The 15,548-nt window shown below is 64.4% G+C and carries 10 protein-coding genes; 2 read left to right on the forward strand and 8 right to left on the reverse strand.

What is annotated here, in order from left to right; all coding sequences use genetic code 11:
* Positions 1 to 116 precede the first annotated feature (116 nt).
* Positions 117 to 569 carry an antitoxin Xre/MbcA/ParS toxin-binding domain-containing protein gene (locus tag EBB56_RS02110; RefSeq protein ID WP_045994507.1) on the forward strand — a complete coding sequence of 151 codons (453 nt, stop codon included), beginning with the start codon at positions 117 to 119 and terminating at the stop codon, positions 567 to 569.
* A 315-nt stretch (positions 570 to 884) separates the two neighbouring features.
* Here the strand turns inward: EBB56_RS02110 and leuA are convergent, their stop codons facing one another.
* Positions 885 to 2,591, reverse strand: a complete 1,707-nt coding sequence (gene leuA / locus EBB56_RS02115) for a 2-isopropylmalate synthase (protein WP_045994508.1) — start codon at positions 2,589 to 2,591, stop codon at positions 885 to 887.
* A gap of 607 nt (positions 2,592 to 3,198) precedes the next feature.
* Between leuA and EBB56_RS02120 the strand changes: the two genes are divergently transcribed.
* On the forward strand, positions 3,199 to 4,530 hold the full coding sequence (locus EBB56_RS02120) for a glycerophosphodiester phosphodiesterase family protein (RefSeq protein ID WP_045994509.1): 1,332 nt from the start codon (positions 3,199 to 3,201) through the stop codon (positions 4,528 to 4,530).
* Positions 4,531 to 4,742: 212 nt separating this feature from the next.
* Here EBB56_RS02120 and arcC read toward each other — a convergent pair whose 3' ends face one another.
* The 7 genes from arcC to parE all read right to left on the reverse strand — a co-directional run bounded on the left by arcC (position 4,743) and on the right by parE (position 15,531).
* Positions 4,743 to 5,690, reverse strand: a complete 948-nt coding sequence (gene arcC, locus EBB56_RS02125) for a carbamate kinase (protein ID WP_045994510.1) — start codon at positions 5,688 to 5,690, stop codon at positions 4,743 to 4,745.
* 77 nt (positions 5,691 to 5,767) lie between these two features.
* The gene (locus tag EBB56_RS02130) at positions 5,768 to 6,778 is read right to left on the reverse strand and encodes an ornithine carbamoyltransferase (RefSeq protein WP_045994511.1); all 1,011 of its coding nucleotides are present in this window, start codon (positions 6,776 to 6,778) and stop codon (positions 5,768 to 5,770) included.
* Positions 6,779 to 6,852: 74 nt separating this feature from the next.
* The gene (gene arcA, locus EBB56_RS02135; RefSeq protein ID WP_045994512.1) at positions 6,853 to 8,109 is read right to left on the reverse strand and encodes an arginine deiminase; all 1,257 of its coding nucleotides are present in this window, start codon (positions 8,107 to 8,109) and stop codon (positions 6,853 to 6,855) included.
* A gap of 87 nt (positions 8,110 to 8,196) precedes the next feature.
* Positions 8,197 to 9,624 (reverse strand): arginine-ornithine antiporter, encoded by a 1,428-nt coding sequence (arcD, locus tag EBB56_RS02140; RefSeq protein WP_045994513.1) that lies wholly within the window; start codon positions 9,622 to 9,624, stop codon positions 8,197 to 8,199.
* A gap of 402 nt (positions 9,625 to 10,026) precedes the next feature.
* Positions 10,027 to 11,250, reverse strand: coding sequence for a phosphoserine phosphatase SerB (serB, locus tag EBB56_RS02145; protein WP_045994514.1), 1,224 nt, complete (start codon positions 11,248 to 11,250; stop codon positions 10,027 to 10,029).
* A 56-nt stretch (positions 11,251 to 11,306) separates the two neighbouring features.
* Positions 11,307 to 13,562, reverse strand: coding sequence for a DNA topoisomerase IV subunit A (gene parC / locus EBB56_RS02150; protein ID WP_045994515.1), 2,256 nt, complete (start codon positions 13,560 to 13,562; stop codon positions 11,307 to 11,309).
* A gap of 88 nt (positions 13,563 to 13,650) precedes the next feature.
* Positions 13,651 to 15,531 carry a DNA topoisomerase IV subunit B gene (gene parE / locus EBB56_RS02155; RefSeq protein ID WP_045994516.1) on the reverse strand — a complete coding sequence of 627 codons (1,881 nt, stop codon included), beginning with the start codon at positions 15,529 to 15,531 and terminating at the stop codon, positions 13,651 to 13,653.
* Positions 15,532 to 15,548: the final 17 nt, after the last annotated feature.

Below are 15,548 nucleotides of genomic sequence, written 5' to 3' on the forward strand. Positions count from 1 at the left end.
TGTGACGCAATCGTCAAAGTACGCTGGTTATCAGGCCCGTCGTGGGGCGAGGGAAGCTGCAACAGCCTCTCGTCCTCTTTTGTGATATCGACCGATGCCACAAGGAAAGGTGAAGCATGAAGTCTGCCATCAAGGTTTTCCGACCGAAGCAGGCCGACCACAAAAGTGACCTCTGGCACGTCATTGGGCTTCCCCGGCGAGGCCCGCAACTGCACGAAGCGTTGAGAAATGGTGTCGCCTACGAGGTGTACTCCATGCTCGCCTCCTTCACGGGGTTAGGAAAGCAGGACCTGGCACGCTTTGTCGCCATCTCCCCCACCACACTGAGGCGTCGAGCGACGACTGGCCGCTTCACCGTGGACGAGGGCGACCGGCTTTATCGTGTTGCCGACGTCTACCACAGCGCCATTGATCTGTTCGAGGGTGACACGCAGCAGACTAACCAGTGGCTGCTTACCCCTGCCCCTGGTCTTGGAAACACGCCGCCGGTGGATATGGTGGTGACATCGGCTGGTACAGCTGCCGTGCTAAACCTGATTGGACGGCTCGAGCACGGCGTCTGCGTGTGAGTATCGCTCATGACAGACACTCGCCTTGCGAAAGTAGTTAATCCACAACGTCGGTGACGAATCTCGCGGTGCCAAGCGTCGTCGTGCCGAGGGAAACCAACTACCTGATCAACCCGGCGCATGTCAGCTTCAAGGCGATGGTCGATAAAGCCCGAGAGATGCCCTTCGCTCCCGATAAACGTCTTTAGTAACGACTGCTGGTGACCCACTCCGCAGAACGCCCCTCCCTGGACCACACCAAGCATGCTGCAAAAAAACCGCCCCCGGGGTTTCCCCCGGGGGCGGTGCGTTTACGCCATTTGCCGGCGGCGCGAATCAGGCCACGCTGTCGGCGGTGACGTTGGGCGCCACCTCTTCGGTGGACAGGCAGCGGTTGATCGCGCTCATCACACCCTTGATCGAGGCGCTGGTGATGCTCTCGTCGGTACCGACGCCGAACACCGCCTCGCCCTTGACCCGGACCTCGACGTAGGCGATCGCCTCGGCGTCGGCGCCCTGACCGCGGGAGTGCTCGTGGTAGTCGATGATCTCGATGTCGTGGCCTTCGCTGCGCAGCGCCTTGACGAAGGCCGCCAGCGGGCCGTTGCCTTCGCCGCTGATGGTGTGGCGCTCACCGTCCTTGGCGATGCAGGCTTCCAGCGTCACCGTCGGGCTGTCCGGCTCGGACGACAGACGGTGGCTGACCAGGCTGTAGGGCTCGGTCTTGGCCAGGTACTCGTCGACGAAGGTCTGGTAGATCATCGCCGAGGTGATCTCCTTGCCGACCCGATCGGCCACCTCCTGCACCACCAGGCTGAACTCCATGGACAGCCGGCGCGGCAGTTCGATGCCGTGCTCCTGCTCCAGCAGGTAGCTGACGCCGCCCTTGCCGGACTGGCTGTTGACGCGGATCACCGCCTCGTAGCTGCGGCCCACGTCGAGCGGGTCGATGGGCAGGTAAGGCACCGCCCAGACGCTGTCCGGGTCTTCCTTGCGCAGCGCCATGCCCTTCTTGATGGCGTCCTGGTGAGAGCCGGAAAAGGCGGTGAACACCAGATCGCCCACGTAGGGATGACGCGGGTGGACCGGCAGCTGGTTGCAGTGCTCGACCTCACGCATGATCGGGGTGATGTTGGAAAAGTCGAGGCCCGGATGGACGCCCTGGGTGTAGAGGTTCATCGCCAGGGTGACGATGTCGACGTTGCCGGTGCGCTCGCCGTTGCCGAACAGGGTGCCCTCGACCCGGTCGGCGCCGGCCATCACCGTCAGTTCGGCGGCGGCCACACCGGTACCACGGTCATTGTGGGGGTGAACGCTGACGATCAGGTGATCGCGGTGCTCGACGTTGCGGCAGAACCACTCGATCTGGTCGGCGTAGTTGTTGGGGGTGGCGCACTCCACCGTGGCCGGCAGGTTGACGATCATCTTGTTGTCGGCGCTGGCACCGAAGGTCTCGCGCACGGCATTGACGATCTCCACCGCAAAGTCCATCTCGGTGGTGGTGAACAGCTCCGGAGAATACTGGAAGGTCCAGTTGGTCTCGGGGGCCGCCTTCATCAGGTCACGGATCTGGGTGGTGGCATCGACCGCGATCTGGATGCACTGGGACTTGTCGACATTGAATACCACGCGACGGAACACCGGATCGGTGGCGTTGTAGACGTGAACGATGGCGTTCTTGGCACCCTTCAGCGATTCAAAGGTGCGCTCGATCAGGTGCGGACGGGCCTGGGTCAGTACCTGGATGGTGACGTCGTCCGGGACCTTGTCTTCCTCGATCAGGCTGCGCACGAAGTCGAAGTCGGTCTGGGAGGCGGAGGGGAAGCCCACCTCGATCTGCTTGAAGCCAATCTTGACCAGCAGATCGAAGAAGCGCTGCTTGCGCTCCTGGTCCATCGGATCGATCAGCGCCTGGTTACCGTCGCGCAGATCGACGCTGCACCACTGGGGCGGGGTCTCGATGCGCTGGCTGGGCCACTGCCGATCAGGCAGGTCCACGGCCACGAAGGGGCGGTACTTGGTCGAAGGGTCCTTGAGCATCATGGCGTTTTCTCCGGAATAGGGTGTGTCGAGCGAAGAGTTATTGGAAGGCCTGTTGGGCGACCCGGCCAGCGCCTTGTGAGCAAAGGCCAGGTGAAAACGGCGACGCCCCGCTCGCCAGAGGCGAGCGGGGCGTCATAAGTCGTTCCAGGACCGAGACGATAGCGACCACGACAATTCGCGCACCAGCCATCCGTACATCGTCGCAACGACGAGAGCGGACACCACAGGTGGCGTGACGGGACGGGTTCATGGTGGGGCACTGGGTACTGACGGACATCTTGCAACCTCGACTCAACCTGACTGGTGGCGATCCTGCCGGCGACGCAAGCACAAAGGGCGTCGCCACGCGCATTCAAACGCGTAGTAGTAGTCGTAGGTCGAGGTGGCGAGATGTCATGTTCATGCGCTCTAGAAAATCAGTCTTCAGCGACGTTGTCAACTGCGGCGCGCCAGCGCGGGCGCCACGAGCGCTCGCTGTCATGTGAATGTCCTCGAGCCGGACTAGGGTAATAGAGCGATTCCGGCGCCCCGGAACCACCGTAATCTCTGACAACACCACCAGACTCGTGCTGATGGTTCAGCATGGCTGACACAAAGGAGACGCTCCATGGATGCCCATCACCACCGCCGCCCCGCTCCCCTCGCCGCGTTACTGTCATGCGCGATCACTGCCATCGCGCTCTGCGGTGCCAGTGTCGCGCCCGCCATGGCCGAGGACAACGCCTCCAACGCCAGCGCTTCTTCCTCCCTGCCGGTCAGTCTGGGCCCCCGCCCCTACTTCCTGATCGACGACATGGACGAGGACAATGCCCAGTCCGCGGAGCTCAAGGCGACCCTTGAGCAGTGCGCGGCCAACCTTGAGCAGCCCACCCGGAGCGACTTTTCCATCGGCCACCGCGGCGCCCCCCTGATGTTCCCCGAGCACACCCGGGAATCCTACCTGGCCGCCGCGCGCATGGGCGCTGGCGTGCTCGAGTGCGACGTGGCCTTTACCGAAGACAAGGAACTGGTCTGCCGCCACTCCCAGTGCGACCTGCACGGCACCACCAATATCCTCGAGACCGAGCTTGCCGAGCAGTGCAGCGTGCCACCGACCTTCGATGCCGATGGCAAGTTGACCAACGCCGCCGACGTCCAGTGCTGCACCAGCGACATCACCCTGGCCGAGTTCAAGACCCTGGAAGGCCGCATGGACGGCGTCGACACCAGCGCCGACACCCTGGAGGCCTACCTGGCCGGCAACCCGCGCTGGCGCACCGAGCTCTATGCCGATCGCGGTACCCTGATGAGTCACGCCGAAAGCATCGCGCTGTTTCAGGACCTGGGCGTCAAGATGACCCCGGAGCTGAAGACACCGAGCGTCGAGATGCCCTTCGACGGCATGAGCCAGCAGGACTATGCCCAGAAGCTGATCGACGAGTACGTCGAGGCCGGCGTGCCCCCGGAAGACGTCTTTCCCCAGTCGTTTCTGCTCGATGACGTGCGCTACTGGGTCGACAACACCGAGTTCGCCGACCAGGCGGTGTACCTGGACGATCGCTATGACGTGGAAGGCTTCGACGTGACCGACCCCGCAAGCTGGGAGCCGTCGATGCAGGAGCTGGCCGATATGGGGGTGAAGATTCTGGCCCCGCCGATGTGGATGCTGCTGGCCGAGGGGGACAGCGAAGACCGGCCCATCGTGCCATCGGTCTACGCCGAGAAGGCCATGGAGGCAGGACTAGAGCTGATCGCCTGGTCCTTCGAGCGCTCGGCGCCGCTGACCCGTGACGGTGCCTGGTACCACCAGACCATCGACAATGTCGTCGACAACGATGGCGACAAGATGGTGGCACTTGACGTGATGGCCCGCGATATCGGGGTCAAGGCGGTGTTCTCTGACTGGCCGGCGGCGGTCACCTTCTACGCCAACTGCATGGCCGACGAGCTGGCAAAATAAGCGGCAATGACCACCAGCGAACCTAGTCGGAACGCATAAAAACGGCCGGGTGGATAACCACCCGGCCAGAACGCCTTCCGTGGCGTTGGCGCCCCTAACGCCATTCCGAGGGCTCCATCCTAACGATCGTCAACCTGGAGAGCGCTCCCCCATCGGCGGTAGCCAGCCACCTCCAGACGAGGGCAGGCAACCAGGCATGTCCCGCTCCTCCTTCAAGGAGTCGTCGTCTCCTGGGCGAAGCTTATGCCGGTGGCCCTGATACTCACCCGAGTGCCGGCGTGGCCTGCGACGATAGCCTCGATATCGGCCAGCGCCCCGATAACTGCAGTCTTGCCGCTTGAACGAGCAAACTCACAGGCCGCCTGCACCTTGGGCCCCATGGATCCTGCGGCAAAACCCTGGGCTTCCAGGCTATCGGGATCGGCCATCGCCACCCGACGGCTATGCGGGGTCCCCCAGTCCAGATAGACCCCGTCCACATCGGTGGCGATGATCAGAAGATCGCTGGCGAGTTGCTGTGACAACAGCGATGAGCACAGGTCCTTGTCGATGACCGCCTCGATGCCCTCGAGCTTGCCATCCTCCCCGTAGACCGTGGGGATGCCGCCACCGCCGGCACAGATCACCACGGTGCCCTTCTCCAGAAGCCAGCGCAGCGGGCGAATCTCGAAGATCCGTTTGGGTCTAGGGCTCGGCACAACGCGGCGGTAGTGATCGCCGTCTCGCGCCATGGTCCAGCCCTTGAGCTCCGCCAGCCGGCAAGCCTCGTCGCGCGGGTAGATGGGACCGATGGGCTTGCTCGGCTGCTGGAAGGCCGGGTCATCGGCGTCCACCTCGACCTGGGTCAACAGCGACGCAAAGGGCACCTCCGGCGGCAACAGGTTGCCGAGTTCCTGCTCGATCATGTAACCGATCATGCCTTCGGTCTCGGCACCCAACACATCCAGAGGAAAGGCGTTGTCCTCGTCGTAGGCTGCTCCTTGCAGGGCAAGCAGGCCGACCTGGGGCCCGTTGCCATGGGCAATCACCAGCTCGTTGCCTGATGCGATGCGCGCGATCTGCTCGCAGGCGATGCGAATGTTGGCGCGCTGGGCCTCGCCGTTCATGACCTCGCCACGCCGCAACAGGGCGTTGCCACCAAGGGCAATCGTGATACGCATAACAGTGTCCTTCCCGTTCGGGGTTGCTGGCGGCCCAGGGGCCGCCAGGCTATCTTGCCGATCCGTTGGTGCGTGGCTTACACATCGCCAAGGGTCGAGACCATCACCGCCTTGATCGTATGCATGCGGTTCTCTGCCTGTTCGAAGGCGATGCAGGCCGGCGACTCGAACACCTCCTCGGTGACCTCGATGCCGTCCTTCAGCATCGGGTACTGCTCGGCGACCTGGCGCCCCACCTTGGTGTCACAGTTGTGGAAGGCCGGCAGGCAGTGCATGAACTTGACCCTGGGGTTGCCGGCGGCCTCCATCAGCGCCTTGTTGACCTGGTAGGGCAGCAACTGGTCGATGCGCTCGGCCCAGGCCTCCACCGGCTCGCCCATGGACACCCAGACGTCGGTGTGGATGAAGTCGACGCCCCTGACCGCCTCGCGGGGGTCCTCGGTCAGGCAGATGCGCGCGCCGCTGTCCTCGGCGAAGCGCCGGCAGTTGGCCAGATGCTCCTCGTCCGGCCACAGCGAACGTGGCGCGGCGATCCGCACGTCCATGCCCAGCTTGGCGCCGATCAGCAGAAGCGAGTTGCCCATATTGTTGCGGGCATCGCCCAGGTAGGCGAAGGAGATCTGGTGCAACGGCTTCTCGGCGTGCTCGCGCATGGTCAGGACGTCGGCGATCATCTGGGTCGGGTGGTACTCGTCGGTCAGGCCGTTGTAGACCGGCACCCCGGAGAACGCCGCCAGCTCCTCGACCACCTCCTGGCTGAAGCCGCGGTACTCGATGGCGTCGTACATGCGCCCCAGTACCCGGGCGGTATCGCGCATGGACTCCTTGTGCCCGATCTGGGACGAGGTGGGATCGATGTAGGTGACGTTGGCGCCCTGGTCATAGGCGGCCACCTCGAAGGCGCAGCGGGTCCGGGTGGAGGTCTTCTCGAAGATCAGGGCGATGTTCTTGCCCTTGAGTCGCTGGGCCTCGCAGCCGCTGTACTTGGCCCGCTTGAGGTCCCGCGACAGGTCCAGCAGGTAGCGCAGCTCGCGCTCGGAGTGATGCATCAACGACAGCAGGTGACGGTTGTGGATATTGAAGGACATGAGGGTCTCCTTGACGGCCACCTGGGCAGCCGCCTTCACAGTAAGAAAAAGCGAAGTAACGCGTAACGACGTCGTCAGAAGTCGACGGGATCTCGCTGAATCGGACAGGTCATGCAGTGACCGCCGCCCCGTCCACGGCCCAGTTCACTGGCGCTGATGGTGATCACCTCGACCCCGGCCTTGCGCAGCAGGGTGTTGGTGTAGGTGTTGCGGTCATAGCCAACCACCACGCCTGGCTCCAGGGCTACCACATTGTTGCCGTCGTCCCACTGTTCGCGCTCGGCCTCGAAGCTGTCTCCACCGGTCTCCACCACTCGCAGTTTCGGAAGTCCCAGCGCCTCGGCCACCACCTCGATGAAGCTCCCCTTCTCGCGGCGCACGTCGATGCCACTGGGCTTGCTCTCGTCGGGGCGCAGACTGAAGGGAACGATGTCCTTGACCACGTCAGGGAAGACCGTCACCAGGTCGCGATCGCAGAAGCTGAAGACGGTGTCCAGGTGCATGGCGGCACGCGACCGGGGCAGTCCCGCCACGATCACCCGTTCGGCCTCGCCGGCCCGGAACAGGGCGCTCGCTACCTGACCGATGGCCTGGTGCGAGGTGCGCTCGCCCATGCCGATCAATACCACGCCGTTGCCCACCGGCATCACGTCGCCGCCCTCCAGGGTGGCCGAACCGTGGTCCTGGTCGGGATTGCCGTACCACACCTTGAAGTCGGCGCCGGCGAAGCGCGGGTTGAAGCGATAGATCGCCGAGGTCAGCAGCGTTTCCTGGCGGCGGGCCGGCCAGAACATCGGATTGAGCGTCACCCCGCCGTAGATCCAGCAGGTGGTATCCCGGGTGAACAGGGTGTTGGGAAGCGGCGGCAGCACGAAACTGGACTGTCCCAGATAGTCACGGAAGGTCTTGAGGGTCTCGCCTCCGTGGCTCTCGGTAATGTCGGCCCAGGACACCCCGCCGATCAGGAACTCGGCCAGACGCCGTGGCTCCAGTTCACTGAGCCAGGCGCGGACCTCATCGGCAAGGCCAAAGCCGACCAGGTTGGAGGTCACCTTGCGCTCGAGAATCCAGCGCATGGCGTCGCGATTTTCGAGGGTTTCGGTGAGCAGGTTGTGCATCTCGAGCACTTCGATGTCACGCTCGCGCATCTTGGTCACGAAGTCGAAGTGGTCACGCTTGGCCTGGTTGGTCCACAGCACATCATCGAACAGAAGGTCATCACAGTTACTGGGGGTCAGTCGCTGATGAGCAAGCCCTGGCGAGCACACCATGACCTTGCGAAGCTTGCCTACCTCGGAATAGACACCCAATCGTGAAGATCCACTTTTCATTCTGTTTCTCCTTCCCTTTTGCGGGACTGTCACTACCGCATCATCAATGAACCTGACCGCTGTAACATGTTGAACATCGAGGTCTAGCTACAGACTCAACCACCCCTGATAGAGCCCCAGCGTGGCCACCAGCGCCGAGGCGATAGTGACCGCGAAGATAATCTTCTCGATGGGGGTAAAGACCTTTTCATCACGCTCGCTCTTGGCCTTGTAGAAGAACACGGCACCGGGGGCGTAAAGCAGCGCCGACAGCAACAGATAGTCGATACCGCCGGCAAACAGCAGCCAGATCGCGTAGAGGGTAGCCAGGCCGCCGACAAACAGATCCTTGCGGCGTACCTCAGGCTCCTTCTCGTAGGTTTCTCCCTTTACCGCGAGCAACAGGGCGTAGGCCGCCGACCACAGGTAAGGCACCAGGATCATCGAGCTTGCGAGGTAAAGAAGGCTCAGATAGGTGGACTCGTTGACCAGCGTCAGCAGCAGAAAGAGCTGGATCAGGCCGTTGGAAAGCCACAGGGCGTTGACCGGCACCTTGTTGGCGTTTTCCTTGCTCAACAGTTCAGGCATGGTGCCGTCGCTGGAGGCCGCGTGAAGAATCTCGGCGCACAGAAGTGTCCAGGACAGCAAGGCGCCGAGCAGCGAGATCACCAGGCCCAGGCTGATCAGATGACCGCCCCAGGGGCCGACCACCTGGCTCAGCACCAGCGCCATGGACGGGTTCTTGAGCTCGGCGAGTTCCGGCTGGCTCATGATGCCCATGGACAGCACATTGACCATCACCAACAGCAGAAGCACACCGACAAAGCCGATCACGGTGGCGCGCCCGACATCGCGACGATCGCGAGCCTTGGCGGAATAGATGCTGGCACCCTCGATACCGATAAATACCCAGACGGTGACCAGCATCATGTTGCGAACCTGGTCCATCACGCTGCCAAGATCGGCGTTGCCGGTGCCCCAGAAGTCCATGGTGAAGACGTCCAGATGAAAGCCGATGGCGGCCAGCACGATGAACATGATCAGCGGGACGATCTTGGCGATGGTGGTCACCAAATTGATGAACGCCGCCTGCTGGATGCCCCTGGCCACCAGGAAGTGAACCGCCCACAACAGGATCGATGCACAGCCAATGGCCGCCGGCGTATTACCCTCGCCGAAGATGGGGAAGAAGAAGCCCAGGGTGCTGAACAACAGAACGAAGTAGCTGACATTGCCGAGCCAGGCACTGATCCAGTAGCCCCAGGCGGAAGAGAAGCCAAGATAGTCGCCGAAACCGGCCTTGGCGTAGGCATAGATGCCGGCGTCGAGTTCCGGCTTGCGATTGGCCAACGCCTGGAAGACGAACACCAGTGCCAGCATGCCGACCGCGGTAATTCCCCAGCCGATCAGCACCGCCCCTGGTGCGGCGCTCGCCGCCATATTCTGCGGAAGCGAAAAGATACCGCCCCCGATCATCGAGCCGACGACCAGCGCAAGCAAGGCGCCGAGTCTCAGCTTTCCTGTGTCATTTTCCATGGGAAGGGTTTCCTCGTGGGGACCAAAAGTTTGCCAATTCAGGCTACTCTCTTTTTGGCCCCTTGAGGCTACCGAAACCGCCGTACACACCTCTCTGCTGACTCGTGTCAACTACGCCTTTCGACGTACATAATAACGACCCCGATCAGGTTATATCGCTCCACCACCACTGTTTGATCTCGGCCGCTTGCAACGACCTTTCCCTCGGATTTGCGGTCAGTGGCTCGTCCCGAACGAGGGAACTTTGCTTCGCGGGTGCCTGCAGCGCCATGTCGCTACCAGGTTCGCGACAGCGTCCAGGCTAGCTGGACCGAGTGGGAATGGGAGGCACAAAAAAAGGGAGCCCTGGGCTCCCTTGCAGCATGCGGTGAACATCGCGTCCGAGCGACGATGTCGTCCGGACTAGTCGTGGCCCGGCGTCTGGCAGGACAGATCCGCCTGGCGATAGCCGATCAGATAGAGCACGGCGTCAAGCCCCAGGGTCGAGATGCTCTGACGGGCCTGGGCACGCACCAGCGGCTTGGCCCGAAAGGCGATACCGAGCCCGGCGGCGGCCAGCATCTTGAGATCGTTGGCGCCATCGCCCACGGCGATGGTCTGTTCCATGGCGATCCCCTCGCGCTGGGCGATCTGGTGCAACAACGCGGCCTTGCGATCGGCATCGACGATCGGCTCGCGCACCTCGCCGGTGACCTTGCCGTTCTCGATCACCAGCTCATTGGCATGGATCTCGTCGAAGCCCAGCCGCTGTTGCAGATGGCGGGCGAAGTAGGTGAAGCCGCCGGACAGGATGGCGGTGCGGTAGCCCAGCCGCTTGAGCTGGGCCATCAACTGCTCCACCCCGTCCATCAGCGGCAGCTCTTCGGCGATCTCGGCCAGCACCGACTCGTCCAGGCCCTTCAGCTTGGCCATGCGCTCACGGAAGCTCTGCTGGAAGTCGAGCTCACCGCGCATGGCCCGCTCGGTCACCTCGGCGACCTCGTCGTAGACCCCGTGGCGGCGCGCCAGCTCGTCGATGACCTCGGCCTTGATCAAGGTCGAGTCCATGTCGAAGCACACCAGGCGACGGTGGGTGCGCCAGATGGAGTCTTCCTGCAGGGCGATATCGACCCCGTGGGTCGCACCCAGCGCCAGCGCCTTCTCGCGCAGCGACTCGAGGTCCACGTCCTCGCCGCGCAGCCAGCACTCGACGCAGCTACCCTGGGCCGGTGCCTCGCCGTCCAGCGGCTCGCGCCCGGACAGGCGATGGATCAACTCCACCGTCAACCCGTGCTCGGCGGTCAGCGCCCCCACCTCGGCCAGGATGCCGGCGGGCAGTCGCGGCGCCAGCAGGGTCATGATCAGGCGCGGCTGACTCGCGGTCTCGCTCCAGCGGTGGTACTCCTCGGCGCTGATCTGGATCGCCTGGACGTCCAGGCCCAGCTCATCGCCGGCGCCCGACAGGGCGCCTTCCAGGTCGGCCTCGTGGTCAAGCGCTACCAGCGCCTCCAGCGAGACGATACCGAAGGTCACGCTCTGGTTGATGTCCAGAAGGCGCGCGCCGCTGCGGGCCAGGATCCGCCCCAGGCCGGCCAGCTGGCCAGGGCGGGCCCGGCCGGTGGCGCGCATCAGGATTCGTCGTGTCATGGTGTGTCTTCCTTGGGCACCCGCAGCAACCGGCGGGCGCCGTACCGTCGTAAGGGTTACGCCTCGAGGCGCTCGAGCCGGTCGACCTTCTGCAGCCCGCGTGGCAGCTTGCTGCCTCGCCGTCCGCGATCTCCCCGATAGTAGTCGAGCTCACCGTTCTTGAGCGACAGCTTGCGCTTGCCGGCGTGCACCACCAGGGTATCCCCAGGCGCCAGCACCACCAGGCCGCGCACAAACTCTTCGCGCCGGGCCGCCCGGGCGCCGGGAATATCCAGCATCTTGTTGCCCTTGCCCTTGGACATCTCCGGCAACTGGTCCAGCGGGAACAGCAGCAGTCGGCCTTCGTTGGAGACCGTGGCCACGGTCAATTCCTCGGCCGCCGGCAGCTCCACCGGGGGCAGCACATTGCAGCCCTTGGGCAGGCTCAGCACCGCCTTGCCGGAACGGTTCTTGCCGGTCAGGTCCTCGAGCCGGGCGACGAAGCCGTAGCCGCCGTCGGAGGCCAGCAGGAAGCGGGCGTCCCCCGGTGCCAGCATGACGCCGGCCATGTGCGCGCCGGCCACCACGTTGACCTTGCCGGTGACCGGCTCGCCCTGGCCACGGGCACTTGGCAGCTGGTGGGCCGGCAGGGTATAGGCCCGGCCGGTGTCATCGAGCAGCACCAGCGGCTGGTTGGTCTTGCCTCGCGCGGCCAGATGGAAGGCGTCACCGGCCTTGTAGGACAACCCGGAGGGGTCGATGTCGTGGCCCTTGGCGGCACGAATCCAGCCTTTTTCGGACAGCACCACCGTCACCGGATCGGCACCCACCAGTTCGACCTCGGACAGCGCCCTGGCTTCCTCGCGCTCGACGATCGGCGAGCGGCGCTCGTCGCCGTGCTCCTCGGCGGCCTTGCGCAGCTCCTGCTCGATCAGGTCGGTCATCGCTGCCTCGTTGCCGAGCAGCTCTTCAAGACGCTTGCGCTCCGCCTCGAGCTCGTCCTGCTCGGTGCGGATCTTCATCTCCTCGAGCTTGGCCAGGTGGCGCAGGCGCAGCTCCAGGATCGCCTCGGCCTGACGGTCGGTCAGACCGAAGGCTGCCATCAGCGCGCTCTTGGGCTCATCCTCCTCGCGGATGATGCGGATCACCTCATCGATATTGAGGTAGGCGATCAACAGGCCTTCGAGCAGGTGCAGGCGGTCGTTGACCTTGCCCAGCCGGTGCTCGAGGCGACGGCGCACCGTGGTGCGGCGGAAGTCGAGCCATTCGCCGAGCAGCTCCGGCAGCGGCATCACCCGCGGGCGGCCGTCGAGGCCGATCACGTTGAGATTGACCCGCACGTTCTTCTCGAGGTCGGTGGTGGCGAACAGGTGCGCCATCAGCGACTCGATATCGACCCGATTGGAGCGCGGCTCGATCACCAGACGGGTCGGCTCCTCGTGGGTCGACTCGTCGCGCAGGTCGGCCACCATGGGCAGCTTCTTGGCCTGCATCTGCGCCGCGATCTGCTCCAGCACCTTGGCCCCGCTGACCTGGTAGGGCAGCGCGGTGATCACCACCTGGCCCTCTTCCTGCTCGTAGCGGGCGCGCATCTTGACGCTGCCGCGACCGCTCTCGTAGAGCTTTCGAAGATCCGCGCGCGGGGTGATGATCTCCGCCCGGGTGGGAAAGTCCGGACCAGGCAGGTGCGCCATCAGGTCGGCGGTGGTGACGCCGGGATTGCGCAGCACCTCGCAGGTGGCCTCGACCACCTCGCGCACGTTGTGCGGCGGGATGTCGGTGGCCATGCCCACGGCGATGCCGGTGCCGCCATTGAGCAGCACGTGGGGCAGACGTGCCGGCAGCACCACCGGCTCGTTCATGGTGCCATCGAAGTTGGGCGCCCAGTCCACGGTGCCCTGGCCGAGTTCGCTGAGCAGTACCTCGGCGAACTTTGACAGCCGCGCTTCGGTGTAGCGCATGGCGGCAAAGGACTTGGGATCGTCCGGGCTACCCCAGTTGCCCTGGCCGTCCACCAGCGGATAGCGATAGCTGAACGACTGGGCCATCAGCACCATGGCCTCGTAGCAGGCGCTGTCACCGTGGGGGTGGAACTTGCCGAGCACGTCGCCGACGGTACGCGCCGACTTCTTGTACTTGGCGTTGGCGTTCAACGCCAACTCGCGCATGGCGTAGATGATGCGCCGCTGCACCGGCTTCATGCCGTCGCCGATATGGGGCAGGGCCCGGTCGAGAATGACGTACATCGAATAGTCGAGGTAGGCCTTCTCGGTGTATTCGCGCAGGGACAGTCGCTCGACGTCGCCCTCCGCCACCTCAATGTCCAGAGTCATGATCCCTCGTTCTCAATCCTGGTCGCCTGAACCGACGACGTGAAATCCGGGAGCGTCACTGCGTGCAAGTCACCGCGATGGCGGCCCGTCACACTTCGATATCCGCCAGGTTGCCGTAGTCCTCGAGCCAGCTCTTGCGGTCCGAGGCGCGCTTCTTGGCCAGCAGCATGTCCATCATCTCCATGGTGCCGTCGCCCTCCTCCCGGGTCAGCTGTACCAGCCGCCGGGTCTCTACCGCCATGGTGGTCTCGCGCAGCTGCAGCGGGCTCATCTCGCCAAGGCCCTTGAAGCGCTGCACGTTGGGGGTGCCGCGCTTGCCTTCCAGCTTGCGCAGGATGGCCGCCTTCTCGCTCTCGTCCAAGGCGTAGTAGACCTCCTTGCCAAGGTCGATGCGGTAAAGCGGCGGCATGGCGACGAAGACGTGGCCGGCGTCGACCAGCGACGGAAAGTGGCGCACGAACAGCGCGCACAGAAGGGTGGCGATGTGCAGCCCGTCGGAGTCGGCATCGGCGAGGATGCAGATCTTGTGATAGCGCAGCTTGGACAGGTCGGCACTGGCCGGATCGGCGCCGATGGCCACGGCGATGTCGTGGACCTCCTGGGAGCCGTAGATATCGTGGGAATCGACCTCCCAGGTGTTGAGGATCTTGCCGCGCAGCGGCAGGATCGCCTGGGTCTCGCGGTTGCGCGCCTGCTTGGCGCTGCCCCCGGCGCTGTCACCCTCGACCAGAAACAGCTCGCTCAAGGCAGGGTCCTGGCCACTGCAGTCGGCCAGCTTGCCGGGCAGCGCCGGGCCGGAGGTGACCTTCTTGCGCGCCACCTTCTTCGAGCTCTTCTGGCGCCGCTGGGCGGCGCTGATCACCAGCTCGGCCAGCGCCTCGGCCTGGTCGACGTGGTGGTTGAGCCACAGCGAGAAGGCGTCCTTGACGACGCCGGAGACGAAGCCCGCCACGGTGCGTGACGACAGCCGCTCCTTGGTCTGGCCGGCGAACTGCGGATCGAGCATCTTTACCGACAGCACGTAGGCGACCCGCTCCCACAGGTCCTCGGCGGTCAGCTTGACCCCGCGCGGCAGCAGGCTGCGGTACTCGCAGAATTCCTTGAGTGCCTCGAGCAGCCCCGAGCGCAGGCCGTTGACGTGGGTGCCGCCCTGGGCGGTGGGGATCAGGTTGACGTAGCTTTCCATCAGCGAGTCGCCGCCTTCGGGCAACCACTGAATCGCCCAGTCCACCCCCTGCTCATCGTCGGCGAAGTGACCGACGAAGGGCGAGCTCGGCAGCACCTCGTAGCCGTCGGTGGTCTGGGCCAGATAGTCGCGCAGACCGTCCGCGAACTGCCAGGTGGTGGCGGTGCCGTCGGCTTCCACCAGTTCCACCTTGAGCCCGGGGCAGAGTACCGCCTTGGCCCGCAGCAGGTGCTTGAGCCGCCCTACCGCCAGGTTGGGGCTATCGAAGTAGCTGGTATCCGGCCAGAAGCGCACCAGGGTGCCCTTGGCACGCTTGGCCGCGGTGCCGATGACGTGCAGGTCCTCGACCTTGTCGCCGTGCTCGAAGGCCATGGCGTGGCGCTCGCCGTCGCGCAGGACCTCGACCTCGAGGCGTCGCGACAGGGCGTTGACCACCGACACCCCGACCCCGTGCAGGCCGCCAGAGAAGCGGTAGCTCGACGAGGAGAACTTACCGCCGGCGTGCAGCCGAGTCATGATCAGCTCGATCCCCGACACCCCGTGCTCCGGGTGAACGTCGATGGGCATGCCGCGACCGTTGTCCGTCACCTCGATGCCGCCGTCGTCCCGCAGTACCACGCGGATCTCGTTGGCGTGTTCGGCGAGCGCCTCGTCGACGCTGTTGTCGATGACCTCCTGGACCAGGTGATTCGGGCGGGAGGTGTCGGTGTACATGCCGGGGCGCTTGCGAACGGGCTCCAGCCCGGAAAGCACCTCGATCGAACTGGCACTGTATTGGGTCATGCGTGGTCCATCATCAG

The sequence above is a fragment of the Halomonas sp. YLB-10 genome (assembly GCF_003856855.1).
Lineage (GTDB): Bacteria > Pseudomonadota > Gammaproteobacteria > Pseudomonadales > Halomonadaceae > Halomonas > Halomonas litopenaei.

What these genes read in the sequence shown, in the direction of transcription:
- EBB56_RS02110 (WP_045994507.1), top strand. Translation starts at nt 117, where the DNA reads ATGAAGTCTGCCATCAAGGTTTTCCGACCGAAGCAGGCCGACCACAAA.
- leuA (WP_045994508.1), bottom strand. Translation starts at nt 2,591, where the DNA reads ATGATGCTCAAGGACCCTTCGACCAAGTACCGCCCCTTCGTGGCCGTG.
- EBB56_RS02120 (WP_045994509.1), top strand. Translation starts at nt 3,199, where the DNA reads ATGGATGCCCATCACCACCGCCGCCCCGCTCCCCTCGCCGCGTTACTG.
- arcC (WP_045994510.1), bottom strand. Translation starts at nt 5,690, where the DNA reads ATGCGTATCACGATTGCCCTTGGTGGCAACGCCCTGTTGCGGCGTGGC.
- EBB56_RS02130 (WP_045994511.1), bottom strand. Translation starts at nt 6,778, where the DNA reads ATGTCCTTCAATATCCACAACCGTCACCTGCTGTCGTTGATGCATCAC.
- arcA (WP_045994512.1), bottom strand. Translation starts at nt 8,109, where the DNA reads ATGAAAAGTGGATCTTCACGATTGGGTGTCTATTCCGAGGTAGGCAAG.
- arcD (WP_045994513.1), bottom strand. Translation starts at nt 9,624, where the DNA reads ATGGAAAATGACACAGGAAAGCTGAGACTCGGCGCCTTGCTTGCGCTG.
- serB (WP_045994514.1), bottom strand. Translation starts at nt 11,250, where the DNA reads ATGACACGACGAATCCTGATGCGCGCCACCGGCCGGGCCCGCCCTGGC.
- parC (WP_045994515.1), bottom strand. Translation starts at nt 13,562, where the DNA reads ATGACTCTGGACATTGAGGTGGCGGAGGGCGACGTCGAGCGACTGTCC.
- parE (WP_045994516.1), bottom strand. Translation starts at nt 15,531, where the DNA reads ATGACCCAATACAGTGCCAGTTCGATCGAGGTGCTTTCCGGGCTGGAG.